This is a genomic window from Rathayibacter sp. VKM Ac-2879 (genome assembly GCF_015351245.1).
Lineage (GTDB): Bacteria > Actinomycetota > Actinomycetes > Actinomycetales > Microbacteriaceae > Rathayibacter.
Genome location: NZ_JADKSO010000002.1, coordinates 683036 through 708660 on the forward strand (window position 1 = coordinate 683036; position 25625 = coordinate 708660).

Below are 25625 nucleotides of genomic sequence, written 5' to 3' on the forward strand. Positions count from 1 at the left end.
GACCCCGGCAGAGGCCGGCTCGGAGCCTAGTACAGGCAGTGAGGACCCAGCAGGCTCTTCAGCTCTCCGAACAGGTCGGGGGTGATGCGGACCGCGAAAGGCACTTCGAAGATGCGCGCCGTCTCGCCCTTGATGAGCTTGAGCCGCACCTCCGTCTGCCCGGAGTGGCGGATGAGCACGTCGCTCAGTTGCGAGACCGTGTCGGTGGTGGCGCGCGATTCCGGCATCGAGACGGTGAGCGGGCCGGAGTCGCCGTCCTGGTTGAGCTCGGGGGCGAACAGGCTGAACGCGTGCAGGTTCATTCCGTCATCACGCATGCTCACTCGGCCGCGGACCACGACGATGGAGTCGTTGGTGAGGGCGGGGGCGAACTCCTGGTACGCCTTGCCCATGAACATGCAGGTGATCTCGCCGCCGAAGTCCTCGACCTGGATCATGCCGTACTGGTTGCCCGAGGTCTTCGCCATGCGGTGCTGCACGCTGGTAACGAGTCCGGCGACGACGACGGTCTCGCCGTCGGCGACGGTCTCGGAGATCAGGAGGTCGGCGATCGTCGTGCTGTAGTGCTTGGCCAGCTCCGTTTCGAGCCCGGCGAGCGGGTGATCGGAGACGTAGAGGCCGAGCATGTCGCGCTCGAAGGCGAGTTTGTCGCGTTTGGCCCACTCCGGTCTCTCCGGCACCTGGGTCGCCGCTTGCGGCTCGTCCCACAGGCTGTCGAAGTCGAAGCCGACCTGGCCGTTGGCCTCGTTGCGCTTCTCGCCCACGGCCGCCTCGACAGCGTCCTCGTGCACTTCGACGAGAGCACGGCGGGTTGATCCGAGGGAGTCGAAGGCGCCGGCTTTGATCAGCGACTCGATGGTGCGCTTGTTGGCCACCTGCAGCGGGACCTTGCGGAGGAAGTCGTGGAACGATTCGAAGCGCCCCTTCTCCTCGCGCGCCGCGCGGATGCCGTCGACCACGTTCATCCCGACGTTGCGCACGGCACCGAGGCCGAAGCGGATGTCGGTGCCGACGGCGGCGAAGAAGCCGATCGACTCGTTGACGTCGGGCGGCAGCACCTTGATGCCCATCCGACGGCACTCGTTGAGGTAGGCGGCCATCTTGTCCTTGGAGTCGCCGACGCTCGTAAGCAGCGCGGCCATGTACTCCGCGGGGTAGTGCGCCTTGAGGTACGCCGTCCAGTACGACACCACGCCGTAGGCCGCCGAGTGCGCCTTGTTGAAGGCGTAGTCCGAGAAGGGCAGGAGGATGTCCCAGAGGGTCTTGACCGCCTCCATCGAGTAGCCGTTGGCGATCATTCCGCCCGAGAAGCCCTCGAACTGCTTGTCGAGCTCGGACTTCTTCTTCTTGCCCATCGCGCGCCGCAGCAGGTCGGCTTGCGCGAGCGTGAAGCCCGCGAGCTTCTGCGCGATCGACATGACCTGCTCCTGGTACACGATCAGGCCGTACGTGCCGCCGAGGACCTCGGCGAGCGGCTCTTCGAGCTCAGGATGGATCGGCGTGATCTTCTGCACGCCGTTCTTGCGCAGGGCGTAGTTCGTGTGGGAGTCGGCACCCATCGGGCCCGGTCGGTACAGCGCGAGGACGGCCGAGATGTCCTCGAAGTTGTCGGGCTTCATCAGGCGCAAGAGCCCGCGCATCGGTCCGCCGTCGAGCTGGAACACGCCGAGCGTGTCGCCGCGGGCGAGCAGATCATAGGCGCCTTGGTCATCGAGAGAGAGGTCCTCGAGCACGAGGTCCTGCTGCCTGTTCGCCCGGATGTTGTCGAGCGCATCGTCGATGATCGTGAGGTTGCGCAGCCCCAGGAAGTCCATCTTGATCAGGCCGAGCGATTCGCACGCGGGGTAGTCGAACTGCGTGACGATCTGGCCGTCCTGCTCCCGCTTCATGATCGGGATGATGTCGATCAGCGGATCGCTCGACATGATGACGCCGGCAGCGTGCACGCCCCACTGGCGCTTGAGGTTCTCGAGGCCGAGCGCCGTGTCGAAGACGAGCTTCGCCTGCGGGTCCTCGGCGATGACGGTCCGGACGTCCACCGCCTCCTTGTAGCGGGCGTGCTCGGGATCGTTGATCCCGCTGAGAGGAATGTCCTTGCCCATGATCGCGGGCGGCATCGCCTTCGTGAGCTTTTCGCCCATCCCGAACGGGAAGCCGAGCACGCGGGAGGCGTCCTTGAGCGCCTGCTTCGCCTTGATCGTCCCGTAGGTCACGATCTGTGCGACGCGCTCGTCGCCGTACTTCTCGGTCACGTAGCGGATGACCTCGCCGCGGCGACGGTCGTCGAAGTCGACGTCGAAGTCGGGCATCGAGACGCGGTCGGGGTTGAGGAAGCGCTCGAAGATCAGGCCGTGGTGCAGCGGGTCGAGGTCGGTGATCCGCATCGCGTAGGCGGCCATCGAGCCGGCGCCCGAGCCGCGGCCGGGGCCGACGCGGATCCCGTTGCGCTTGGACCAGTTGATGAAGTCGGCGACCACGAGGAAGTAGCCGGAGAAGCCCATCTGGCGGATGACGTCCATCTCGTAGTCCGCCCGCTCGCGGACCTCCTGGCCGATGCCTCCGGGGTAGCGCTCGCGCAGACCCGCCTCGACCTCTCGCGTGAACCAGGTGTCCTCCGTCTCGCCCTCGGGCACGGGGAAGCGCGGCATGTAGTTCGCGGAAGTATCGAACTGCACGTCACAGCGCTCGGCGATGAGGAGCGTGTTGTCGCACGCCTCCGGGTGGTCGCGGAACACCTGCCGCATCTCGCGCGGCGACTTGAGGTAGAACTCGTCGGCATCGAACTTGAAACGCTTGGGGTCGTCGAGCGTGGTGCCCGACTGTACGCAGAGCAAAGCCGCGTGCGAGGTCGCGTCGTGCGCGTGCGTGTAGTGCAGGTCGTTCGTCGCGACGAGCGGGAGGCCCAGGTCTTTCGCGAGGCGGATCACGTCGCCGATGACACGCCGCTCGATGTCGAGGCCGTGGTCCATGATCTCGGCGAAGAAGTTCTCCTTGCCGAAGATGTCACGGTAGTCGGCGGCCGCCTGGCGCGCCTCCGCATACTGCCCGAGACGCAGACGGGTCTGCACCTCTCCGCTCGGACAGCCGGTCGTGCCGATGAGGCCCTCGGAGTACTGCGAGAGGATCTCGCGATCCATCCGCGGCTTGAAGTAGTAGCCCTCGATCGAGGCCTTCGACGACAGACGGAACAGGTTGTGCATGCCCGTGGTCGTCGAGCTCAGGAGGGTCATGTGGGTGTAGGCGCCCGAGCCCGACACATCGTCTCCCCCGCCGTCACCCCAGCGGATGCGGGTCTTGTCCGAACGGTGGGTCCCCGGCGTGAGGTACGCCTCCGTGCCGATGATCGGCTTGATGCCGGCGGCCGTCGCCGTGCGCCAGAAGTCGAAGGCGCCGAACACGTTGCCGTGGTCGGTCACCGCGATCGCGGGCATGCCCTCCTCGACCGCCGCGTCGATGAGCGGCTTGACCCGCGCCGCGCCGTCGAGCATCGAGTACTCGCTGTGCACGTGCAGGTGGACGAAGGAATCGTTACTCGGCAAGGGTGCGCCTCCGGCGGACTGCGGGCTGGGGTGCCGGGGACCTCTCGAGAGGTCGGGACCTCGGCGGCAGAAAGTCTAGCCGCGCGGGGAGGGGCGGGGCCGAGTGGGCGGGATCTGCCGCCGGTTCACTCGCCGCGCAGCACCTCGAGCGCGTGCGCCAGATCGTCGGGATACGACGCCTCGAACTGCACCCACTCCCCTGTTCCGGGATGCGTGAACCCGAGGCGCACGGCGTCGAGCCATTGACGGGTCAGGCCGAGGCGCGTCGAGAGCGTCGGGTCGGCCCCGTACATCGCATCGCCGACGCAGGGATGACGCTGAGCCGCCATGTGGACGCGGATCTGGTGGGTGCGCCCGGTCTCGAGATGGATCTCGAGGAGGGAGGCGAACGGGAACGCTTCGATCGTCTCGTAGTGCGTCACCGAGGGCTTGCCGTCGGCACGCACCGCGAACTTCCAGTCGGAGGAGGGGTGCCGGCCGAGCGGCGCGTCGATCGTTCCTGCGAGCGGGTCGGGATGTCCCTGGACCACCGCGTGGTACACCTTCTCGACCGTGCGGTCGTGGAACGCGCGCTTGAGGTGTGTGTAGGCGCGCTCGGACTTCGCGACGACCATCAGTCCGCTCGTGCCCGCGTCGAGGCGGTGCACGATGCCGGCGCGCTCCGCAGCACCCGAGGTGGAGATCGTGAAGCCCGCCGCAGCGAGGGCTCCGAGCACGGTCGGCCCCTCCCACCCCACGGCGGGATGCGCAGCGACCCCGACCGGCTTGTCGATCACCACGATGTCGTCGTCGTCGTGCACGATGCCGAGCTCGGGCACCAGGATCGGCACGATCCGCGGCTCCTCCCGAGGGCTCCACTCGACGCTCAGCCAGGCGCCGGCGTGCACACGGTCGCTCTTGTCGAGGACACGGCCGTCGGCGCTGACGCCTCCCGCCTCCGCGACCTCGGCGGCGAAGCTGCGCGAGAAGCCGAGGAGCTTCGCGACGGCCGCGTCGGCGCGCAGACCATCGAGACCGTCGGGGACGGGGAGGGAACGGGACTGGACCATCAGGGTCCGAGCCGGCGACCGCTGTCGCCTGGCTCGGTCGCGGGGGGCGCCGCCTCCGGATCGATGCCGCGGGGCTCCGAGTCGTCCCCGCCCTCCGGATCCACCGCCTTCGAGCCGCGCGCGGCCCGCGAGCCGTCGAGGCCGATGCCCCGCAGGCTGAGGATCACGAAGAGCCCCATGGCCGTGCAGATCGAGATGTCGGCGACGTTGTAGATCGCCGGAAGAAGCCACGGCGTGAAGATGAAGTCGACCACGTGGCCCAGCCCGAAGGACGGTTCGCGGAACAGACGGTCGAACAGGTTGCCGAGCGTCCCCCCGAGCAGGAGGCCGAAGAAGACACCCCACGCCATCGATCGGATGCGTCGAGCGAACCACACGACGGCCACGACCACGCAGGCCGCGATGATCGAGAAGATCCACGTCGATCCGCTCGCGAGGGAGAACGCCGCGCCGGGGTTCTTCACGTAGTGGAGGATCAGCACGTCGCCGAGAACGTGGACGTCCTCGCCGATCGTCAGCGTGGTCGAGACCAGGAACTTCGCGGTCTGATCGATCGCGAAGACCGCGAGCGCAACGAGGCCGAGGGTGACCAGCACCCTCGGCCTGACGTTCGCTGCGGCGGAGCTATGCCCCAAAGCCGGGGAACGAGGACGCCTCGGCCGACACCGGCTGGGTGTCGAGGTCGCGGAGCTGACCCTCGATGTAGCTCTTGAGCTTCTGGCGGTACTCGCGCTCGAAGGTGCGGAGCTCGTCGATGCGGTGCTCCACGGCAGCGCGCTCCTCTTCGAGCTTGGCGATCTGCTGGCGCTGCTTGGCCTCGGCCTCGGCGACGAGGCGGGCGGCGGTGGCGCGACCCTCGGCAACGAGCGCGTCGCGCTTCTCTGCGCCCTCGCGGACGTGCTCCTCGTGGAGACGGCGGGCGAGCTGGAGGAGTCCGCTCGAGCTCTCGGCTTCGTCGGCGGGGGCCGACTGCGAGGCGACCGACGCGGGAGCCGGGGTGGGCTCGGGCTCGGGAGTCGGCTCGGGCTCCGGGGCCTCGTCGACGACGGCTGCCGGCGCCGGGGCGTCGTGCACGCGCTCGTCACCGGAGGAGAGGCGCTGGCGCAGCTCCTCGTTCTCCTGGTTCAGACGACGCAGCTCCACGACGACCTCGTCGAGGAAGTCGTCGACCTCGTCCTGGTCGTAGCCCTCCCGGAACTTGGTCGGCTGGAACCGCTTGTTGACAACATCTTCGGGAGTGAGCGCCATGGCTTTCCACCTTCGATTTCAAGTAGGTACACGTTTATTGAACGTTCGACTAAAGCTAGCAACTTCAGGGGCACGGCGCAGCGCCGGCACCGTGGTGAACGTCGGGACACGCCAACGATACAGGCCCCGAGATGCGGGACGTGGCTCAGGCGCGCTGAAGCCACGTCGCGACGTACATCCCGACGATGACGCAGAGCATCGTGAGACTCCAGCCCAGATCGAGGGCGATGGGGCCGATCGAGATGGGCTTGATGACACGACGGAAGAACGAGATCGGCGGATCGGTGACCGTGTACACGGTCTCGGCAGCCACGAGACCCGCACCGCGCGGCCGCCAGTCGCGACGGATGACGCGCACGAGATCGAGGACGAACCGCGCCCACATCGCGAGGAAGTAGACGAGGAGAACGAAGTAGAGGACGCTCCCGAGGAGCGAGACGACGGAGTTCACCGAGAGCAGTGCTCCCGGGATCAGGACTTCGCGAAGAACGACGCGTCGGCGTCGCTCTCGGCGGAGGCCGAATCGCCGGCCACCGTGATGTGCGACGGCGAGAGGAGGAACACCTTGCTCGTCACACGCTCGATGCGGCCGTAGAGCCCCTGCGACAGACCGCTCGCGAAGTCGATGAGGCGCCGAGCGTCGGCGTCGCTCATCTGCGAGAGGTTGATGATCACGGGGATGCCGTCGCGGAAGTTCTCGGCGATGACCTGAGCGTCGCGGTACTGCTTCGGGTGGACGGTGAGGATCTCGTTCATCTCGGCGGGTGCCGTCGCCTTCGGGGTCTGGGGGGTGGACTTGCGGAGCGGGGTGACGGTCGCGCGCGGCTGCTGAGCCGGCTCGGCCGGGGGCACGGGCTGGACCGGGGAGCGATGCGTGGCCGGAGCGGCCTCGACGGTCTCGGCACGCTCGTACTCGACCTCTTCGTCGGCGAGTCCGAGGTAGACCATCGTCTTCTTCAGCGGGTTGGCCATCTGTTTCCTCCGTGTTGTCGTCGCTCCCACAGGTGGGTCACGACGAGATTACGTGCGGGCGGGGCGATTGCCGGTGATTGCCGACCCGATTCGCAGGTGTGTCGCACCCTCTGCAATCGCCTCCGCGAAGTCGTGCGACATGCCCGCCGAGATGGCCGTGGCGGCGGAGTCGATCGCGGCGACACGCTCCGAGAGCGAGCGGAGACGCGCGAACGACGGACGCGGATCCTCCCCCAGGGGAGCGACCGCCATGACGCCTCTCAGAACGAGCCCTGGCGCGGCGACGATCTCCTCGGCCAGCCCCTCGACATCCGCCGGAGCTGCTCCCCCACGCTCGGGATCGTCGGTCAGATTCACCTGGAGGAAGACGTCGAGCGGGCTCTCACCGCCGTCGAGCAGGGGAACGAGGGCCGATCGGTCGAGGGAGTGAACAGAGCTCGCATAGCGTCGCACGTGGCGCGCCTTCTTGCTCTGCAGCTGGCCGATGAAATGCCAGCGGGCGGGGGTGCCGGCGAGATCGACCGACTTCTCCTGCGCCTCCTGGTGCCGGTTCTCACCGAAGTCGACGATGCCCAGTTCGAGCAGCTCGCGAAGGAGCGACACCGGGTGGAACTTCGTCACCACGATCGTCGTCAGTGACGCTGGGTCCCGGCCCGCCGAGCGGGCCGCCTCGGCGACCCGTTCGGAGACCGACGACCAGCGCTCGGCCAGCCGGGGGTCGGACACGACTACTTGAGGAAGTCGGGGATGTCGAGGTCGCTCTCGTCGTCGTCGAACGAGGGGTCGGCGACCGGAGCAGGAGCCGCGACGGGTGTGGCCGACCAGACCGATCCGGAGGAGGGAGCCGGGGCGGGGACGGGGGTCGACTCGGCCTCCGTGGGCGAGCTCTGCTGCGTGCGCGGCTGCGCGACGGCGGCGGGAGCCGTTCCGCCCGGCTCACCTCCGTCGAAGCCGGCGGCGATGACGGTCACCCTCACCTCGTCGCCGAGCGTGTCGTCGATCACGGCACCGAAGATGATGTTCGCCTCCGCGTGCACGGCCTCCTGCACCAGGCGCGCCGCGTCGTTGATCTCGAAGATGCCGAGGTTGGACCCGCCCTGGATCGACAGGAGCACGCCGTGGGCTCCGTCGATGCTCGCCTCGAGCAGTGGCGACGCGACCGCGAGCTCGGCCGCCTTGATCGCCCGGTCGGCTCCGCGCGACGAGCCGATGCCCATCAGCGCCGAACCCGCACCCTGCATGACCGACTTGACGTCGGCGAAGTCCAGGTTGATCAGGCCGGGGGTCGTGATGAGGTCGGTGATGCCCTGCACGCCTGCGAGGAGGACCTGGTCGGCCGTCGCGAACGCCTCCAGCATCGAGATGCCACGGTCGCTGATCTCGAGCAAACGGTCGTTCGGGACGACGATGAGCGTGTCGACCTCGTTCTTCAGAGTGGCGACACCCGCCTCCGCCTGCGTCTGACGACGACGGCCCTCGAACCCGAAGGGCTTCGTCACGACGCCGATGGTGAGCGCGCCGATCGACTTGGCGATGCGCGCGACCACGGGCGCGCCTCCGGTGCCGGTGCCGCCGCCCTCGCCCGCGGTCACGAAGACCATGTCGGCCCCCGCGAGGACCTCTTCGATCTCCTCGGCGTGGTCCTCGGCGGCGCGACGGCCGACCTCGGGGTCGGCGCCGGCGCCGAGACCGCGGGTCAGCTCGCGTCCGACGTCGAGCTTGACATCGGCGTCGCTGAGCAGGAGCGCCTGGGCGTCCGTGTTGATCGCGATGAATTCGACGCCGCGCAAGCCGAGCTCGATCATGCGGTTGACGGCGTTGACGCCGCCACCGCCGATGCCGACGACCTTGATCACGGCGAGGTAGTTCTGGTTTGAAGTCACGTCTTCGGCCTCCGGGCTGAACCTTAAACCTGTAGTTGAGGCTTAAAGTTATGCTGAGTATGCATTTGGGGTTCGGTCCGACGGTAGGCGGTACGGCGCCGTGCTCCCAGCAGACACGCCCGCATTCGTCGAAGAGCGCGACGGATCTGCGCCCATGGTCATCCTCGTCGCGCGACGACAGCCGCCTGAGGCGACGACACGTCGTACGAGGCGACCGTCGAGGGATCGGTCGCGGCCATCAGCTTCTCGAGCACGACCGCCTTGAGCGCTGAGTCGCCCGCACCGCCCCACACCACCGTCGCGCCGTTGGCGAGCGTGAACGTCACGTCGTCGCCGGTCGTCGCCGAAGCCGCGGTCACCTGCCCCTGCAGCGCGGCGGGCAACGTGCGCAGCACGGCCGCCGTCGCACGGAAGCCGACGCCGGAGGCCCCGTCGCTCGGTGACGACAGGCGGGGATAGCCGGCCGGAGGCGTGTCTGCCGTCTCGATGACCACTCCCGCCGCGTCGACCAGATCGAAGCGGGAACCGTCGGGGACGACCCCGATCGGCGTGCGTTCGATGATCGAGACGACGAGCGTCCCCGGCGGACGGGTCTGCACCGAGTAGCTCTGGATCAGAGGGAAGGCACCGAGCTCCCGCCCGATCTGCGCCCGGTCGACGAGGGTGAGCGGCACGCCCTCCTGATCGGCGAGGGCAGAGGCGACGGCGGAGGCGTCGACCCGTGCCGTCCCCGAGACCTCGATCGTGCGCACCGCCATCAGCGGTGAGAAGGCGGCGAGGGCCACCACGACCGCGAGGCCGACGAGCGAGCCGGCGACGGCCAACGCGACGAGGCGACGGCGACGCGAGCGCTTCGTGAACCGCCGCACCTCCCCGCGCTCGAAACGACGACGCTCCCGGGCGGCCCGGGCGATGTGCCGCTGCTCGCCGAGCGAGAAGCGGACGGAGGCCACGGCCTCCTCGATCCGATCGCGGAGAGGGACGGCAGACGGTCTCGATGCGCCCGACGGAGGCTCGCTCGCGGACAGCGCGGCGTGATCGAGGTCAAGCGGTTCGGTCATCCCCTCCTCCGCCTCCACGGCCGGGGTCGCGCGAGGCGCCGGTCGCCTCCGCGGAGCGGGCTTGACCACCTCGGGCCGCTTCACGCCTGTCCCCCGGTGCTCGCCAGCCGGGTCATCGACCGACCGGGGCGACCTCGCTCGCACGGAGCGACTCGAGGAGCTGCGGGATGATGCGGTAGACGTCGCCACAGCCCAGGGTGATGACGAAGTCGCCCTCGCGCGCGATCTCCGCGGTGCGGTGTGCCGCCTCCTGCCAGTCGGCGAGGAACGTCACGTGCGAGGGGTCCGCGAACTTCTCGCTCACCAGAGCTCCCGTCACGCCGGGCTCCGGGTCTTCTCGAGCGCCGTACACGTCGAGCACGACCGTCTCGTCGGCGTAGCGCTCGAGCGCCTCGGCGAACTCGCGGGCGAAGAGTCGGGTGCGGCTGTAGAGATGAGGCTGGTGCACGGCGATGATCCGGCCCTCGCCCACGACGGTGCGCGCGGCAGAGAGCGCCGCGGCGACCTCGGTGGGATGGTGGGCGTAGTCGTCGTAGACGCTCACTCCGCGAACCGAGCCGTGCAGCTCGAAGCGACGCTCCGTGCCTCCGAACGCCGAGACGGCCTCGAGGGCGGCGGCGGGATCGACGCCGAGCCCGACGAGCACCGCGAACGCCCCCGCGGCATTGATCGCATTGTGTCGCCCAGGGATGCGCAGGCGGCCCGTGTGCCTCCGACCCTCGTACTCGACCGTGAAGCCGACCGGCCCGACGAGCTCAAGATCGACGACCCGGACGTCCGCGTCCGCGGACTCCCCGAAGGTCAGGACCCGCGGACCCGTTACCCGCTCGGCGACCCTCAGGGCACCCGGGTCGTCGGAGGAGATCACGACGAGCTCGCGGGCGTTCGACGCGAAAGTGACGAAGGCCTCCTCGAAGGCCTCGAGCGAGCCGTAGTGGTCGAGGTGGTCGGGGTCGACGTTGGTGATGAGGGCGACCGACGTGTCGTAGAGGAGGAAGCTACCATCGGACTCGTCCGCCTCGACGACGAACACCTCGCCCGACCCCGCTGCCGAGGAGGTTCCGAGGCTCTCGATGATTCCGCCATTGACGAAGCTCGGATCGGCGCCGACGCCGAGCAGGCCCGTGACGATCATGCCGGTGGAGGTCGTCTTGCCGTGCGCCCCCGCGACGGCGACGAGCCGCTTGCCGCGCACGAGCCACGCGAGCGCCTGAGACCGGTGCAGCACCGGCAGGCCGCGCTCCTGGGCGAGGAGGTACTCCGGGTTGTCGGGCCACAGGGCGGAGGTCACCACCACCGCCTCCGCATCGGCGAGATGGGCGGCATCGTGTCCGATGGCGACCGGGATGCCGAGCTCGCGCAACTGCTCGATCGGATGCGACTCACGGACGTCCGAGCCCGTGACCCGGTGTCCGGCGTGGTGAAACAGGCGGGCGATGCCGCTCATCCCGGAGCCGCCGATCCCGATGAAGTGGACCGAGCCGAGGTCGTCGGGGACGGTGATGCCGAGGTCTGGCTTGATCACGGGGCTCTCGCTTTCGGGTGTTCGGCTCTGCGCGCGAGGTGCCGCGCGGTGCGCCGGATCAGTGTAGACGGTGGTCCCGAGCCCGACTCCGAGCCGCGCGGACCGCGTTCAGCGTGTCGTTCCGAGGCTCTCCTCGACGAGATCGGCGAGGCGACCAGAGCCGTCGCGGACGCCGACGGACGAGGCGCGGCGGCCCATCTCGGCGCGTCGTGCGGAGTCGCCGAGGAGCGGCAGCAGCCCGCTCTCGACCCAGGTGGGGAGGAAGGCCGCGTCGTCGACGAGCACAGCGCCTCCTGCCTCGACGACACCGCGCGCGTTGAAGCGCTGCTCGCCGTTGCCGACGGGGTAGGGCACGTAGACGGCGGGGAGGCCGAGTGCGCTGAGCTCGCTCACCGTCGCCGCTCCCGCGCGAGAGACGGCGAGATCGGCGGCCGAGAGGGCGAGGTCCATCCGGTCGCAGTACGCGAGGAGGTGGTAGCCCGGGATCCCGGGATCGGAGATCTCGGCCCGGTCACCCGTGATGTGGAGGACCTGGAAGCCGGTGCCCACCAGTGCCGCGGCGCTGGCGTGCACCGTCGCGTTGATCCGTCGGGCGCCGAGGGAACCGCCCGTGACGAGGAGCGTCGGGCGAGCCGGATCGAGGTCGAAGGCGGCCATCGCCTCGTCACGCGTCGTGGCTCGATCGAGAGTCGCGATCTCGCGCCGCAGCGGCATGCCGACCACTCGCGCATGCGGGAGCGGAGTGCCCTCGAACGCGACCCCGACGAACGGGGTCGCCCGGGCGCCGAGACGGTTCGCGAGCCCGGGCCGGGCGTTCGCCTCGTGCACGGTGAAGGGGATGCCGACCCGGCGCGCGGCCAGATAGGCCGGGGCAGCGGCATAGCCGCCGAATCCGACGACGGCATCGATCCGCCGCTCGCGCAGAGTACGCACGATCCCGTCGATGCTCGAGCGCAGAGCGGCAGGAAACCGCAGCGCGGCAGCGTTCGGCCTGCGCGGGAAGGGCAGTCGCGGAATGACGGAGAGCTCGTAGCCGCGCAAGGGAACGAGACGCGCCTCCAGGCCCTCCGCGGTGCCCAGCACGAGCACCTCGTCGTCGGGGCGGCGGGCGCGCAGCTCGTCGGCCGTCGCGAGCAGCGGATTCACGTGACCGGCGGTTCCTCCGCCGGCGAGCAGATAGCGGGTCACTCCGCCGCAGCCTTCCTGGCGCGTCGAGCCGCGGGAGTGCCGGGCAGCGGCGCCGTCTGGGTCCGAGCGAAAGAGAGCACGACGCCGATCGCGACGAGCGAGCTGAGCAGAGCTGTGCCTCCCGACGAGATCAGGGGCAAGGGGACGCCCAAGACCGGGAGCACCCCCAGCACGACGCCGATGTTCACGAACGCCTGCCCGATCAACCAGACCATGACCGCGCCCGTACTGATCCGCACGAACGAGTCGGCAGAGGCATGGATGATGCGGAAGAACGCAATGGCGAGGACGACGAACAGGGCCAGTACGAGGATGGCGCCGATGAGACCGAGCTCTTCGCCGATGATCGCGAAGATGTAGTCGTTGTCGGCCGCGGGGAGCCACGACCACTTCGCCTTCGAGTTGCCGAGGCCCACTCCGAAGATGCCACCCGATGCCATGGCCCAGGTGCCATGCAGGGGCTGCCAGCACGACGTCTCGTACTGCTCGGTACCGGAGCAGTCGCCCAGGAACGAGAGGATGCGCGTCATCCGGTTGCTGCTCGTGATCGCGAAGGCCACCGCGCCCACGGCACCGATCAGGACGAGCGGTATCAGGATCCGCAGGCGGACGTTCGCGTAGAAGAGAGCGGCGACGAAGATGCCGGCCATGATCATCACGGTGCCGAGGTCGCCTCCGGCGAGCACCAGGATCAGCGCGATGCCCCCCACCGGGACGACCGGGAGGAGGGCGTGGCGCCAATCCTGCACGCGGCGGAGGCGACGCTCGAGCGTCACCGCCAGCCACAGGACGAGAGCGAGCTTGAGGATCTCGGACGGCTGCAGCGAGAGACCGCCGAGATCGAGCCAGTTGCGGTTACCGCCGATCTCGGTCCCCAGTGGGGTGAAGACCAGCAGCTGGAGGAGGCAACCGGCGATCAGCAGCGGGCCTGCCATGCGCTTCCAGAAGGCGATCGGGAAGCGCGACACGATCAGCATCAGCGGGACGCCGAGCACGGCGAAGATGCCCTGCCGGAGGAAGCCGCCGAACGAGTCTGCGTCCGAGAGGTACGAGGTGACCGAGGAGGACGAGAGCACCATCGTCAGCCCGAAGAGCACGAGGAAGAGAGTGGTGCCGAACAGCAGATAGAAGTTGGGCGACTCGGAGGCGAACACTCGGGTGAGCACGACCCGCGCGGTGCGTACGCCGCCCTTGTCCTTCTCGCGCGGCTCAGTGCGAGAGCGACCCCCGAGGCGGCTCGTCGTCGGAGCTGTCATCGGCTCCTCCTCTCAGATACGTCGCCACGGCGGCCGCGAAAGCACGGCCCCGATCCGCATAGTCGCGGAACTGGTCCATCGAGGCTGCGGCGGGTGCGAGCAGGACGACGTCGCCCGGACGGGCGAGCACCGCGGCGGCCTCGACGGCCGACTGCATCACCGATCCAGTGTCATCCGGGACCACCTCGCTCACGGGGAGCGCGGGCGCGTGTCGTCGGAATGCCTCGAGCAGAGCCGAGCGGTCGGCTCCGATGACCACGGCGGCCCGCAGGCGGGCGACATGGCCCGCCACGAGGGCGTCGACGTCGACTCCCTTCAGCAGCCCTCCCACGAGCCAGACGACCGAGGGGTAGGCGCGCAACGAGGCGTCCGCGGCGTGCGGGTTCGTGGCCTTGGAGTCGTCGACCCAGGTCACTCCGGAGCGCTCGGCGACCACCTGGATGCGGTGGTCGTCGAGCTCGAAGCCGGCCAGCGCCCGACGGATCGCGCCGACCTCGACCCCGCAGGCCCGTGAGAGGGCGGCGGCGGCGAGCACGTTCTGCACGATGTGGGGCGCAGCGAGCCGGCGTGCGGCGAGTTCGTCGACGGTGGCGATCTCGAGCGCGCTCGAGCGGCGGTCCTCGAGGAAAGCGCGGTCGCAGAGAATCCCGTCGACGATGCCGAAGTCGCTCGGCCCGGGCACCCCGAGGCCGAAGCCGATGGCCCTCGCTCCCTCGACCACCTCCGCGTCGACCACCATCTGCTCGGTGGCGGCGTCGGACCGGTTGTAGACACAGGCCACCCGGGTCCCCGCGTAGACCTTCGCCTTCGCGGCACGGTAGGCGGCGAAGGAACCGTGCCAGTCCAGGTGGTCGTCGGCGATGTTGAGACACGCGCTCGCGATCGGCTCGATCGGGCCGAGGTAGTGCAGCTGATAGCTCGAGAGCTCCACGACGAGGACGTCGAAGCCCTGCGGATCGCGGACCGCGTCGAGGACGGGGACGCCGATGTTGCCACACGGCGCCGCACGCAGCCCTCCCGCCACGAGCATCGTCGCAGCGAGCCGCACGGTCGTGGTCTTGCCGTTCGTGCCCGTCACCGCCACCCAGTCCGCCGGAGTGCCGTCGGCGCGCACGACCTTGTCGCGCACACGCCACGCCAGCTCGACGTCGCCCCAGAGGGCGATGCCCGACTCCGAGGCCCACCGCACGATCGGATGGCTCGGCCGGAAACCGGGAGAGACGATCACCAGCTCGGGAGAGAACTCCTCCAGCTCCTCCGGCACCGTATCGAGGTTCCGCGCCCGATGAAGCCTCGCTCCGATGACCTCGAGCAGTCGCTCGCGCTCCGCCTCCGCGCGATCGGCGAGGACGAGCACCTCGGACCCCAGCTCGGTGAGAGTGTCGGCGACCGAGAAGCCGGTGACCCCGAGGCCGAGCACCGCGACCCGGAGACCACGCCAGTCGGCGTGCCAGCTCCGCAGGCCGTCGAGCCGAGCGGCCACCGCGTCAGCGGAGGAGGCGTCGCGGGCTGCGTCGTCGGGCTCGTGCGGTGCGGGGTCGATCATGCCAGGGAGAGCCATTCGAGGTAGAAGAGCCCGACGCCGGCCGCGACGAAGATGCCGGCGATGATCCAGAAGCGGACCACGACCGTGATTTCGGCCCAACCCTTGAGCTCGAAGTGGTGGTGGAGCGGGCTCATGAGGAAGATGCGCTTGCCACGCGTGAGCTTGAAGTAGATCCGCTGCACGATGACCGAGCCGGTCACTATCACGAACAGGCCGCCGATGAGGATGACGAGCAGCTCGGTGCGGGTGAGGATGGCAAGCGCGGCAAGGGCTCCACCGAGACCGAGCGAGCCGGTGTCGCCCATGAAGATCTGCGCCGGCGAGGTGTTCCACCACAGGAATCCGACCAGGGCGCCCGAGACCGCGGCCGCGATGATCGCGAGATCGAACGGATCGCTCACCTGGTAGCACTTGTCGACGACCTCGGGATTGAGGTGCTGGTCGAAGCACCACTGGCTCGACTGCCAGAAACCGATGATGACATAGGAGCCGATCGCGAGGATCGACGAGCCTGTGGCGAGGCCATCGAGGCCGTCGGCGACGTTGACGCCGTTGGAGGTGCTCGTGACGATGATGCAGATCCAGAGCACGAAGAGGCCGATGCCGATCCAGCCGAGTGTCGCGAAGTCGAACGGCAGGTCGCGGATGAAGGAGATCGACGTCGAGGCGGGCGCGAGGCCGTTGGAGTCGCGCACCATGATCGCGATCACCGCGAAGGCCGCCGCGACGATGACCTGGCCGGCCACCTTCGCCCAGCCGCCGAGCCCGAGGCTGCGCTGATTGCGCGTCTTGAGGAAGTCATCGACGAAGCCGACGAGACCGAGCCCGACCATCATGAACAGCACCAGCAGGGCCGAGGGCGCGATCGCGCGATTGCCGAACAGCATCCCGAGGAAGTAGCCCACGACGCTGCCGAGGATGATGACGATGCCGCCCATCGTCGCCGTGCCGTGCTTGACGTGGTGCGACTTCGGCCCGTCCTCGCGGATGAACTGGCCCCACTGCAGGCGGTGGAAGAGACGGATGAACAGGGGCGTCATCAAGAGGGTGAAGGCCCCCGAGAACGCGCCGGCGAACAGGAGCGCCCTCATCGGTGACGCTCCCCGAGCCGCTCGGCCAGGAACCGCAGACCTGCCGCGTTCGACGACTTGACGAGCACCGTGTCGCCCGGGCGCACATAGCCCTCGAGGAACTCGTAGGCGTCGTCCGCCGACTCCGCGAAGACGGACTCGCCGCTCCACGACCCCTCGCGCTCGGCGGCGACGTGGATGCGCCGTGCGCCCGCTCCGACAACGACGATCTGGCCGATGTTCAGCCGCACCGCGAGCAGGCCCACGCGCTCGTGCTCCTCGTCGGCCCACTCCCCCAGCTCGCTCATCTCGCCGAGGACGGCGACCGTGCGACCGCCCGGCCGGGCGATCTGCGCGAGGGTGCGGAGTGCGGCCGCAGTGGAGTCCGGGCTCGCGTTGTAGGCGTCGTTGATGACCGACACTTCGGGGCCGCCGAGCACCTCCATGCGCCCGCGTTCGGCGAGCGTCACGGTCGAGAGTGCGGCGATGATCTCGTCCAGCCGCACCCCGAGGGCGAGGGCGGAGGCCGTCGCCGCGAGCGCATTCATCACGTGGTGCTCGCCGAGCACCCGAAGCAGGAGCTCCGCGCGAGCGGCCTCGCGGCCCTCTCCCTCCCGTACCTCGATGACGAAACGCGTACCCTCGGCGGAGGAGTCGATGTCGACGGCGCGGACGTCGGCTCGGTCGCCGCGTCCGAACCAGATGACGCGGGCCGCCGTCTTGTCGGCCATGGAGGCGACGCGACCGTCGTCGACGTTGAGGATCGCGATGTCGTCGGCGGTGAGGTCGGCGACCATCTCCGTCTTCGCCTCGAGAGTGCGCTCGATGCCGCCGAAACCGCCCGCGTGCGCGAGGCCGACGGCAAGGACGACGCCGATGTCGGGCTTCGCCATCCGCACGAGGCGCCGGATCTCGCCGACGGCGCTCGCTCCCATCTCGGCGACGAGGAACCGCGTGGTCTCGCCGACCTGGAGCATCGTGATCGGCGCGCCGACCTCGTTGTTGAAGGAGCCGCGCGGGGCGACGGTCTCGCCGACGCGCTCGAGCACGGTGCGAAGCAGGTTCTTGGTGGTGGTCTTGCCGTTCGAGCCGGTGATCCCGACGACGCGCAGCGGGCCGCGCTCGCGGGCGAGGCGGACGACCTCGGTGGCGAGGGCTCCGAGCGCCTCCACCGAGTCGTCGACGACGATCTGAGGCACGTCGAGGTCGAGAGGCCGCTCGACGATGAGCAGGGCAGCGCCCCGCTCGATGGCCGCCGGCGCGAAGAGGTGGCCGTCCGTGTGCTCGCCACGCTTCGCGACGAAGACGCCTCCTGGCACGATCTCGCGGGAGTCGGTCTCGGTCACACCGTCGATGACCGTCGAGGCGTTCGCGGACGATCCGGCGAGGTGCAGTCGGCCCGAGACGGCGGCGGCGATCTCGGTGAGGGTGAGCGCGATCATCTAGAGCCAGCCTGCCTCGCGCAGGGCCTGCCGGACGTCGTCTCTGGCCGAATACGGCATGTGCACTCCTGCGATCTCCTGGTAGTCCTCGTGGCCAGGTCCGGCGTAGAGGATCGAATCCCCCTCGCGCGCGAGCGCGATGGCGGTGCGGACGGCCGCTCGGGGGTCGGGGACCTCGTGGATCTCCCGATCGGGAACGGCGGCGGTGGCGGCCTGGACGAGGACGGCACGGATACCGGCTGGGTTCTCCCAACGCGGGTGAAAGTCGGTGACGACGACGACGTCGGCGAGGCGGGCCGCTATGGCGCCCATGTCGGCGCGTTTCGTCGGGTCGCGGTCGCCATCGGCGCCGAACACCATGAGGAGGCGTCCGGGCGTCAGGGCTCGCAGCGCCTCGAGCGCGTTCTGGAACGCGTCGGGGGTGTGGCCGTAGTCGACGTAGAAGCGAGGCCCCCGCTCCCCCGAGACGAGTTCGGCGCGACCCGGGATGTAGACGTCGAGTCGACTCTCCTCGAGCGCGTGCGCGATGGCGTCGAGGTCGTATCCCGACTCGACCAGCATGACGATCGCGAGCGCGGCGTTGGCGGCCATATACCAGCCGATGAGCGAGACCGTGACATGGATCGAGCGGCTCTCGGGCCCGTCGAGGCGGAAGGTCGTGCTGTCGGCGGTCGCCTCGACGACCGTCATCGACCAGTCGGCGGGAGTCTCGGGGGCGACCCCGACGATGGGCGAGCTCGCCAACGTCGCGATCGGGAGGCGGCTGCGCTCGGCGAGCCGGCGGCCCCACACGCTGTCCACGGTGACGACTCCGCGCCGAGCGCGCTCGGGTTCGAACAGCTCCGCCTTCGCGTCGAAGTACTCGTCCATGTCGGCGTAGTCGTCGAGGTGGTCGTGGCTGAGATTGGTGAACCCCACGACGTCGAACACGAGCCCGTCGACGCGGTGCCTCGTCAGCGCCTGCGCCGACACTTCGATCGAGACGGCACGCACCGCCGACTCGCGCATGCGGGCCAGCAGACCGTGCAGCTCGCTGGCCTCGGGAGTGGTGAGCGAGCTGACCACGGCGAGGTCGCCGATGCGACGCTCGGCCGTCGAGCTGAGCCCGGAGACCACGCCGAGACGACGGAGGAGGGCGTCCAGGATGTAGACGACACTCGTCTTCCCGTTCGTGCCAGTGACGCCGAACAGCGTCGGCACGTCCTCGCGAGTCCGGTGGATCCACGCTGCCACGTCGCCCAGGGCGGCGCGGGGGTCGGGGGTCACCAGCACCGGCAGGCCACTCGCTGCGGCGAGTCCGGCGCCCGCGGGGTCGGTGAGCACGGCGACCGCTCCGGAGGCGCCCGCCGCCTCGGCGAAGGCCGCCCCGTGCGCGCGCCGGCCCGCCACGCCGACGTAGAGGTCGCCCGCCTCGACCTGGTGCGAGTCGAGCGTGACCCCGCTCACTTCGACGCCCTCAGCGCCGCGGACAGGCCCGAACGAGAACTCGGCGATCAGCTGCGAGAGCGACCTCGGGACGGGATGTTCGGGACGAAGGGAGGACGGCGGGCGAGTGTCGTGCAAAGCCCGCTCTTTCTCTCGTGCTGGTGCGTATCGGAGGTCTGTCTCGGGGTGGGTCACCACGTGGTGGGGTACTCCACCGGAGGCACCGTCGACGGCTCCACCCGGTTGGACTTGAGCACCTGCGTCATGACCTGTTGGAAGACCGGAGCCGTCGCCTGGGACGTGTTCATCTTAACCGGATCGGCGATGGTGACCGTCACGACGTACTGCGGGTCCTCCGCCGGAGCGAGTCCGGCGAGCGAGACGGTGTAGCTCGTCGAGTACCCGCCTTTGCCGTCCGGCTGCTGCGCCGTACCCGTCTTCGTGGCGATGTTGTACCCGTCGACGTGGATGTACGGGGCGAGCCAGCCCTGGTTGTAGTGGGTCTGCAGCATGTCGACGACCTGCTTCGCTGCCGAGCTCGAGACGACCTGCGTGCCGGTCGAGTCGGGCACGTCGACCACGGTGCCGTCGGCCATGGTGCAGCCGGTCATGAGCTGCGCCGGAAGCCTCAGGCCGCCATTGCCGAGGGCCTGGTACGCGCTCGCGACCTGGATCGCGGTGGTCGAGACTCCCTGGCCGAACATCGTCGTGTAGTTGGTCTGGCTGTCCCAGTCTTTGTCGTTCGCGAGCTGCCCGCCGTCTTCGCCGGGGAAGCCTGTTGTCGTCGCCGTGCCGATGCCGAACTTCTGCAGGTAGTCGTAACGGGTCTCGGGAGACAGGCGCGAGCCGAGCATCGAGATGCCGACGTTGCTCGAGTCCTTGAGGATGCCGGTGAGGGTGTAGTTCGTGGGCGTGTGCGAGAAGTCGTCGGCGAAGGAGGCGCCATCCTTGTCGAAGGTGTCGGGCACGACCACTTGGGTCGTCGGTCCGGCCTGGCCCTGGTCGATCAGCATCGCGGCGGTGAGCGCCTTGAACGTGGAGCCGGGCTCGAAGGGGGCGCGGAACGCCCGCGAGCTCCGATCGGCGGAGGCGCTCGCCTCGACGTCGTTCGGGTCGACGGTGGGCGTCTCGGCGACCGTGAGCAGCTTGCCGGTCTTGACTTCCTGGACCACGACGATCCCGTAGCTGCCGCCGACCTCGGCCACGCGCTTCGAGAGAACCTGCTGGGCGTAGTACTGCAGGTCGCTGTCGATGGTCAGGTGGAGGGTGCCGCCGTCGACCGCGGGGGTCTCGGTGACGGTGCTCCCGGGGATCCGCACGTAGTCGGCGCTCCGCTCGTAGCTCTCGGAGCCGTTGGTTCCTGCGAGGCATCGGTTCTCGGCGTACTCCATCCCCTCCTGTGCGTTGCCGTCGGCCCCGACGTAGCCGATCAGGTTGCCGGCGACGGCGCCGTTCGGGTAGGTGCGGCCCTGCTGGGTCTCGAAGTACGCCCACGGGATGTCGAGGGCGACGAGCTTCTGATAGGCGGCGAGGTCGAGGCCGTGGGCGAGGACGAGGTAGTTCGCTTTCGGGTCCTTCGCCACGGCGTCGGCGACCGCTGAGGTGATCTGGTCGATGCTCTGGCCGGTGATCGCGCCGATCTCGGAGGCGGCCTGCTGCACGCTCACCACGACCTTCTGCCCGTCCGCTTGTACGCGGGTGAACTCGGCGACGTTCTTGGGCGAGGTGGTGAGGGTGTAGCGCGTGGTCGTGTCCGCGAGGACCGTGCCGGCGCGGTCGACGATCTGTCCGCGCGTACCGTCGGTGGTGACGCTGCTCGACTGGTTGAGCGCCGCATCCGCGGTCAGCTCGCTCGCCCGGACGACCTGGATGTCGACCAGCTTGCCGATGAAGAGACCGACGACGGCGAGGATGATGACGAAGGTGACGGCGGTGCGTCGCCTGTTCGAGCGGTGCTGTCTCACTGGCGGCGGTGTCCTTCTTGCTCCGGGCGGCCGGGCCGCCGTTCGTCGTGTCCGGATGGTCGTCGGGCGAGCCCGACCAGGAGGGTCAGTGGGTGATCGGAGCGGGCAGCTCGCCCTGCAACGGTACGGCGGCGGACGCGTCACCCGCGGAGGACGCGCTCGCGTCCTGCGAGCCGCCGGCAGCCGCCGCTCCGGTCACGTTCGGGACGAGCGGGGTAGACGCGTCCGGTGCGACCTCGCTCCCGGAGGCGGCGCCAGGGTCGCCCAGGACCGCTCCGTCGGAGAGACGGAGGTAGACGGGCGCGGTGTTCGCCACCATCCCGAGACCCTGCGCCGCGGTGGCCAGGTTGTGCGGCGAGCTGAGGCTGTCGACCGCGTCTTGCTTCTCGGCGTTGCTGCGGAGGAGTGTCTTCTGCTCGGTCTGCAGGTCCGAGATCTGGTAGGCGCCCTGCGAGAGCCCGACGCTCACCAGGAGCTGCACGACGATGATCGCGAACAGTCCTGCCACGGCGACGATCCCGCGCACCAGCTGGGGACGCGAGGTGCGCTGCGGTGCCGGCACCGCAGCGATATGCGGCCGCGGAGTCGCCTCCTCGGGGCGCGCGCGTCGGGCGGTGTCGATGACGGCGGGGTCGATGACGGCGGTGGCGCTCATGCGGTGCTCCTGATCCTCTCGGCCGCGCGCAGACGCACGGGGGTCGCTCGGGGATTGCTGGCCTTCTCGTCGTCCGAGGCGAGTTCGGCGCCACGGATCACGAGCCGGAACTCGGGTCGGTGCTCGGGCAGCTCCATCGGGAGTCCGGCCGGGGCTGTGGAGGAGGACGCGGCGTGGAGCGCGCGTTTGACGATGCGGTCTTCGAGCGACTGATACGCCTCCACGACGATGCGGCCACCGACCGCCATGCGGCCGAGGGCCGCAGGGATCGCCCGTTCGAGCACCGAGAGCTCCTGATTGACCTCGATGCGCAATGCCTGGAAGACGCGCTTGGCCGGATGTCCGTTGCGTTGGATCGCGACCGGGGTCGCGGCCTGGATGATCTCGACCAGCCGGCCCGAGCGTTCCAGCGGAGCCTCGCGTCGCGCCTCGACGATCTTCTTGGCGTAGCGGGCGGCGAGCCGCTCTTCGCCGTACTCGTGGAAGATCCGGCGGAGCGAGGCCTCGTCGTAGTCGGCGAGGATGCTCGCCGCCGTGAGCGGAGCCGTCGTGTCCATTCGCATGTCGAGCGGGGCGTCCTTGGAGTAGGAGAAGCCGCGCTCCGTCTCGTCGAGCTGCAGCGAGGAGACCCCCAGGTCGAAGAGCGCGCCGTCGATCTGGCCGATGCTGAGTTCGTCGAGGACCTCGGGCAGCTCGTCGTAGACGGCATGCACGAGGTCGATCCGGGACGCGTGCGCCGCGAGCCGCTCCCCCGCCAGCTGGAGCGCCTCCGGGTCGCGGTCGAGACCGACCAGGTGCAGACCGGGGAAGCGCTCGAGCAATGCGAGCGAGTGGCCGCCCATGCCGAGCGTCGCGTCGACGACGACGGCGCCCTCGCGCTCGAGCGCCGGAGCGAGGAGCTCGACGCAGCGCTCGAGCAACACGGGGAGATGCCGCTCCTCCGTGGGCCGTGCGCCGTCCTTCGGGGTGTTCTCTGCCATGGCGGTCCCGCCGTCCGAGTTCCTGTCGTCCGATCCCCATCCACCTCACGTCCGGACACCGGGGAAGGTGCGTCCGGGCGCCGAGTGGCTGGGAGTCGCGCGACAGGAGCTAGAACAGCCCGGGGATCACCTCCTCCTGGGTGTCGGAGAACACGGACTCCTGCTCCTGCAGATAGTCCTCCCAGGCGCCCTGTGCCCAGATCTCGGCGCGATTGCCCGCCCCGATCACGGTGAGGTCGCGGTCAAGCCCGGCGTACGCGCGTAGCGGCGCCGGAAGGGTCACCCGGTTCTGCTTGTCCGGAGTCTCGGCGCTCGCTCCCGAGAGGAACACGCGGAGGAAGTCGCGGGCCTGCTTGCTGGTCACCGGCGCCTGACGGATCTTCTCGTGCATCACCTCGAACTCGGCCTGGCTGAACACATAGAGGCAACGTTCCTGGCCGCGCGTGACGACGACGCCGGAGGAGAGCTCGTCGCGGAACTTGGCAGGGAGGATCACGCGGCCTTTCTCGTCGAGCTTGGGGGAATAGGTGCCGAGGAACACGCACTGCCCCCACTTCTTCCGCCCACGGTTGGTATGTCCTCCACACTACTCCACTTCCCCCCACTCACAACCCTGGCGCGAGGGGCGGCGCGCCGAAGAGGGCCAGGTCATCCCCGGAATTGCACGGAAGAAGAGCAGTGGGGCGAAGTGGAGGGAAAGTGCGCCGAGGGGAGCCGTGGGGCACAAAAAAAGGGCCGATCCGTGAGGATCGACCCTGGTGTGGTGAGGAGCGGGGAGGCTAGCTGCGGCCGTCGCCGCGGTTGTCCCACCGGTCGTTCAAGCGGTCCATGAACCGCGAGCCCTGGCGGGCACCGGCCGAACGGGGCTTGGAGGCGACGCCGGGAGCCGTGGGGGGCTCATCCGCTCCCTGCGCGCCGGGACGCAGCGCCACGACGACACCCACGAGCATCACGGCGAACCCGCCGACACCGACGAGGGGGACGTGGACGATGACTCCCGCGACGAGGACCCCGAGGCCGACGATGGCGAGGAGGATGCCGAGGACGAGAGCCCGGTAGTTGGTGCCGCCGCGCCCCTTGCCGACCGCCGCCACGAAGTCCGCGTCATTTTGATAGAGGTTGCGCTCCATCTCGTCGAGGAGCCGTTGCTCGTGTTCCGAAAGCGGCATCTTGACCCCTTCAGGGTGCGACGTCGGCCCCTGCCGGGACGGCGCCGATAGTGTCGGCACTGGTGGCGCGACCGGTCGGGTGGCGCTTCAGTGTAGACCGAGCCCGGCACAGGCGCTAGAAGCTGCCGGTGCATAGGCTGGTCGGGTGAACCACAGCACTCGTCTGGTCGATCGCGTCCAACTCCGAATCGATGATTTCCTTGCCGGGCGCACGCCAATTCTGCGCTCCCTCGGAGAGGACGTCTCCGCCCTCGGCGACCTTTCGCGGGACTTTCTCAGCGGGGGCAAGCGCTTCCGCGCGCGCTTCTGCGAGGCGGGCTGGAACGCGGTCGCGAGCACGCCGAGCGATGCCGATCCGAGCGGGATCGACCCGGTCGCCGGGGTCGGGGCGAGCCTCGAGCTCTTCCACGCCGCAGCCCTCGTGCACGACGACGTGATCGACAACTCAGAGACTCGCCGCGGCGCCCCTGCCGCGCACCGTCGCTTCGCCTCCCTCCACGACGAGGGAGGCTGGGTGGGATCGGGCGACGAGTTCGGACGTTCCTCCGCGATCCTCCTCGGCGATCTGCTGCTGGTGTGGTCCGACGAGATCTTCGCGGAGGTCGAGTGGACCCTCACCGACCGTTCCGCCGCCGCTCGCGCGCGCGCCGAGTTCAACCTCATGCGGACCGAGGTCACGCTCGGCCAGTACCTCGACATCCTCGAGGAGAGCGCGTGGGTGCAGCATCCCGAGCACGAACATCTCGAGCGAGCCGAGCGGGTGGTCGTCTACAAGAGCGCGAAGTACAGCATCGAGGCACCGCTCGCCATCGGCGGCTCCCTCGGCGGAGGCGATACCGCCCGGATCGACGCGCTGCGGCGCTTCGGACTCCCCCTGGGCGTCGCCTTCCAGCTGCGCGACGACGTCCTCGGCGTGTTCGGCGACCCTGCGGTCACTGGAAAGCCCGCCGGCGACGACCTCCGCGAGGGCAAGCGCACGGTGCTGCTCGGCCTCGCGCGCGCCGCTTGCTCCGCGAGCGATCGGGCCGAACTCGACGCGGTCGTCGGTCGTGGCGACGCCGATGCCGCGGGGATCGCGCGCGCCCAGGAGATCGTGGTCGGCAGCGGCGCGCTCGACCGTCTCGAGGAACGGATCGTCAGCGAGGTCGACGCAGCTCTCGCCGTTCTGCCCGATGCTCCGCTGCGCGCCGACGGCATCGCCGAGCTCCGCGAGCTCGCCGAGCTCGTCACCGTCCGCTCCGCGTAGACGAACGCGCCGAGCCGGAGGGGCTCAGGCCAGAGCCTGCGCGACCCTCCGCACCTCTGCCTTGCGGCCGGCGCGGAGTGCCAGGATCGGGCTGGTACCCAGGCTCTGCTCCTCGGTGAGGAGCCAGTCGACGGCCTCGTCGTCCGAGAACCCGGAGTCCGCGAGCAGGATCGCCGTGCCGCGGATCTCGCTCATCGGCTCCCCGTCGCGGAGGAAGAACGACGGCACGACCAGCACGCCATTGCGGCGCGTGCCGACGAGGTAGTGCTCCTCGAGCAGGCGACGCACCCGACCGACGCCGAGCCCGGTCAGCTCGACGAGGTCGGGGATGGTCAGCCATTCGAGTTCGGAAGCGGTCGAGGAGGACGGGGAGGCGGACGAGTCGGTCACCCGTCAAGACTGCCACG

Annotated in this window: 23 protein-coding genes; 1 reads left to right on the top strand and 22 read right to left on the bottom strand. The window is 69.4% G+C overall.

The annotated features are described in order from the left end of the window. Positions 1-26: 26 nt before the first annotated feature. The 21 genes from dnaE to ITJ45_RS08310 form a co-directional block, all read right to left on the bottom strand. Positions 27-3488, bottom strand: a complete 3462-nt coding sequence (gene dnaE / locus ITJ45_RS08210) for a DNA polymerase III subunit alpha (protein WP_416365288.1) — start codon at positions 3486-3488, stop codon at positions 27-29. Positions 3489-3664: 176 nt separating this feature from the next. Then, positions 3665-4588, bottom strand: coding sequence for an RluA family pseudouridine synthase (locus tag ITJ45_RS08215; protein ID WP_194607889.1), 924 nt, complete (start codon positions 4586-4588; stop codon positions 3665-3667). Next, positions 4588-5184 (bottom strand): signal peptidase II, encoded by a 597-nt coding sequence (lspA, locus tag ITJ45_RS08220; RefSeq protein ID WP_323742882.1) that lies wholly within the window; start codon positions 5182-5184, stop codon positions 4588-4590. Before lspA ends, ITJ45_RS08215 begins: the two co-directional genes overlap by 1 nt. A gap of 28 nt (positions 5185-5212) precedes the next feature. Continuing rightward, a complete protein-coding gene (locus tag ITJ45_RS08225) occupies positions 5213-5836 on the bottom strand; it encodes a DivIVA domain-containing protein (protein ID WP_194607888.1) in 624 nt (207 codons plus the stop codon). A gap of 145 nt (positions 5837-5981) precedes the next feature. Then, the gene (locus ITJ45_RS08230) at positions 5982-6287 is read right to left on the bottom strand and encodes a YggT family protein (RefSeq protein WP_323742881.1); all 306 of its coding nucleotides are present in this window, start codon (positions 6285-6287) and stop codon (positions 5982-5984) included. A 20-nt stretch (positions 6288-6307) separates the two neighbouring features. Next, the gene (locus ITJ45_RS08235; RefSeq protein ID WP_194607887.1) at positions 6308-6808 is read right to left on the bottom strand and encodes a cell division protein SepF; all 501 of its coding nucleotides are present in this window, start codon (positions 6806-6808) and stop codon (positions 6308-6310) included. Between the two features lie 48 nt (positions 6809-6856). Further along, entirely contained in the window at positions 6857-7534 is a 678-nt protein-coding gene (locus ITJ45_RS08240) for a YggS family pyridoxal phosphate-dependent enzyme (RefSeq protein WP_194607886.1), read from the bottom strand. A 2-nt stretch (positions 7535-7536) separates the two neighbouring features. Next, positions 7537-8691, bottom strand: coding sequence for a cell division protein FtsZ (gene ftsZ, locus ITJ45_RS08245; RefSeq protein ID WP_194607885.1), 1155 nt, complete (start codon positions 8689-8691; stop codon positions 7537-7539). A gap of 158 nt (positions 8692-8849) precedes the next feature. After that, on the bottom strand, positions 8850-9752 hold the full coding sequence (locus tag ITJ45_RS08250; RefSeq protein WP_194607884.1) for an FtsQ-type POTRA domain-containing protein: 903 nt from the start codon (positions 9750-9752) through the stop codon (positions 8850-8852). Positions 9753-9864: 112 nt separating this feature from the next. Beyond that, positions 9865-11277 carry a UDP-N-acetylmuramate--L-alanine ligase gene (gene murC / locus ITJ45_RS08255; protein ID WP_194607883.1) on the bottom strand — a complete coding sequence of 471 codons (1413 nt, stop codon included), beginning with the start codon at positions 11275-11277 and terminating at the stop codon, positions 9865-9867. A gap of 108 nt (positions 11278-11385) precedes the next feature. Next, the gene (locus ITJ45_RS08260; RefSeq protein ID WP_194607882.1) at positions 11386-12465 is read right to left on the bottom strand and encodes a UDP-N-acetylglucosamine--N-acetylmuramyl-(pentapeptide) pyrophosphoryl-undecaprenol N-acetylglucosamine transferase; all 1080 of its coding nucleotides are present in this window, start codon (positions 12463-12465) and stop codon (positions 11386-11388) included. Then, a complete protein-coding gene (gene ftsW / locus ITJ45_RS08265) occupies positions 12462-13721 on the bottom strand; it encodes a putative lipid II flippase FtsW (RefSeq protein ID WP_194607881.1) in 1260 nt (419 codons plus the stop codon). Before ftsW ends, ITJ45_RS08260 begins: the two co-directional genes overlap by 4 nt. Continuing rightward, positions 13675-15267: a UDP-N-acetylmuramoyl-L-alanine--D-glutamate ligase gene (gene murD, locus ITJ45_RS08270; RefSeq protein WP_194607880.1), complete on the bottom strand. Its 1593-nt coding sequence runs from the start codon at positions 15265-15267 to the stop codon at positions 13675-13677. Before murD ends, ftsW begins: the two co-directional genes overlap by 47 nt. Next, positions 15264-16358 carry a phospho-N-acetylmuramoyl-pentapeptide-transferase gene (gene mraY / locus ITJ45_RS08275; protein ID WP_194607879.1) on the bottom strand — a complete coding sequence of 365 codons (1095 nt, stop codon included), beginning with the start codon at positions 16356-16358 and terminating at the stop codon, positions 15264-15266. The genes murD and mraY overlap by 4 nt, the downstream gene beginning before the upstream one ends. Then, entirely contained in the window at positions 16355-17779 is a 1425-nt protein-coding gene (locus ITJ45_RS08280) for a UDP-N-acetylmuramoyl-tripeptide--D-alanyl-D-alanine ligase (RefSeq protein WP_194607878.1), read from the bottom strand. The genes mraY and ITJ45_RS08280 overlap by 4 nt, the downstream gene beginning before the upstream one ends. Next, positions 17780-19342, bottom strand: coding sequence for a Mur ligase family protein (locus ITJ45_RS08285; RefSeq protein WP_194607877.1), 1563 nt, complete (start codon positions 19340-19342; stop codon positions 17780-17782). A 53-nt stretch (positions 19343-19395) separates the two neighbouring features. Further along, entirely contained in the window at positions 19396-21168 is a 1773-nt protein-coding gene (locus ITJ45_RS08290) for a penicillin-binding protein 2 (protein ID WP_323742880.1), read from the bottom strand. Positions 21169-21253: 85 nt separating this feature from the next. After that, positions 21254-21823: a hypothetical protein gene (locus ITJ45_RS08295; protein ID WP_194607876.1), complete on the bottom strand. Its 570-nt coding sequence runs from the start codon at positions 21821-21823 to the stop codon at positions 21254-21256. Beyond that, positions 21820-22803, bottom strand: a complete 984-nt coding sequence (gene rsmH / locus ITJ45_RS08300) for a 16S rRNA (cytosine(1402)-N(4))-methyltransferase RsmH (protein ID WP_194607875.1) — start codon at positions 22801-22803, stop codon at positions 21820-21822. The genes ITJ45_RS08295 and rsmH overlap by 4 nt, the downstream gene beginning before the upstream one ends. Positions 22804-22912: 109 nt before the next feature. Continuing rightward, positions 22913-23344 carry a division/cell wall cluster transcriptional repressor MraZ gene (mraZ, locus tag ITJ45_RS08305; protein WP_194607874.1) on the bottom strand — a complete coding sequence of 144 codons (432 nt, stop codon included), beginning with the start codon at positions 23342-23344 and terminating at the stop codon, positions 22913-22915. Between the two features lie 238 nt (positions 23345-23582). Next, on the bottom strand, positions 23583-23972 hold the full coding sequence (locus ITJ45_RS08310) for a DUF3040 domain-containing protein (RefSeq protein ID WP_194607873.1): 390 nt from the start codon (positions 23970-23972) through the stop codon (positions 23583-23585). 145 nt (positions 23973-24117) lie between these two features. On the opposite strand from ITJ45_RS08310, the gene ITJ45_RS08315 reads away from it, so the two are divergent. Next, positions 24118-25218 (top strand): polyprenyl synthetase family protein, encoded by a 1101-nt coding sequence (locus tag ITJ45_RS08315; RefSeq protein ID WP_194607872.1) that lies wholly within the window; start codon positions 24118-24120, stop codon positions 25216-25218. Positions 25219-25242: 24 nt separating this feature from the next. On the opposite strand, the gene ITJ45_RS08320 is transcribed toward ITJ45_RS08315, so the two are convergent. Next, positions 25243-25608: an Rv2175c family DNA-binding protein gene (locus ITJ45_RS08320; protein ID WP_323742879.1), complete on the bottom strand. Its 366-nt coding sequence runs from the start codon at positions 25606-25608 to the stop codon at positions 25243-25245. Positions 25609-25625 lie beyond the last annotated feature (17 nt).

Excerpts from the sequence above, each read along its gene's own strand:
- murD (WP_194607880.1), bottom strand. The coding sequence starts at position 15,267 with ATGATCGACCCCGCACCGCACGAGCCCGACGACGCAGCCCGCGACGCC.
- ITJ45_RS08225 (WP_194607888.1), bottom strand. The coding sequence starts at position 5,836 with ATGGCGCTCACTCCCGAAGATGTTGTCAACAAGCGGTTCCAGCCGACC.
- ftsW (WP_194607881.1), bottom strand. The coding sequence starts at position 13,721 with ATGACAGCTCCGACGACGAGCCGCCTCGGGGGTCGCTCTCGCACTGAG.
- rsmH (WP_194607875.1), bottom strand. The coding sequence starts at position 22,803 with ATGGCAGAGAACACCCCGAAGGACGGCGCACGGCCCACGGAGGAGCGG.
- ITJ45_RS08235 (WP_194607887.1), bottom strand. The coding sequence starts at position 6,808 with ATGGCCAACCCGCTGAAGAAGACGATGGTCTACCTCGGACTCGCCGAC.
- ITJ45_RS08215 (WP_194607889.1), bottom strand. The coding sequence starts at position 4,588 with ATGGTCCAGTCCCGTTCCCTCCCCGTCCCCGACGGTCTCGATGGTCTG.
- mraY (WP_194607879.1), bottom strand. The coding sequence starts at position 16,358 with ATGAGGGCGCTCCTGTTCGCCGGCGCGTTCTCGGGGGCCTTCACCCTC.
- ITJ45_RS08310 (WP_194607873.1), bottom strand. The coding sequence starts at position 23,972 with ATGCCGCTTTCGGAACACGAGCAACGGCTCCTCGACGAGATGGAGCGC.
- ITJ45_RS08295 (WP_194607876.1), bottom strand. The coding sequence starts at position 21,823 with ATGAGCGCCACCGCCGTCATCGACCCCGCCGTCATCGACACCGCCCGA.
- ITJ45_RS08250 (WP_194607884.1), bottom strand. The coding sequence starts at position 9,752 with ATGACCGAACCGCTTGACCTCGATCACGCCGCGCTGTCCGCGAGCGAG.
- ITJ45_RS08280 (WP_194607878.1), bottom strand. The coding sequence starts at position 17,779 with ATGATCGCGCTCACCCTCACCGAGATCGCCGCCGCCGTCTCGGGCCGA.
- dnaE (WP_416365288.1), bottom strand. The coding sequence starts at position 3,488 with ATGCTCGACGGCGCGGCGCGGGTCAAGCCGCTCATCGACGCGGCGGTC.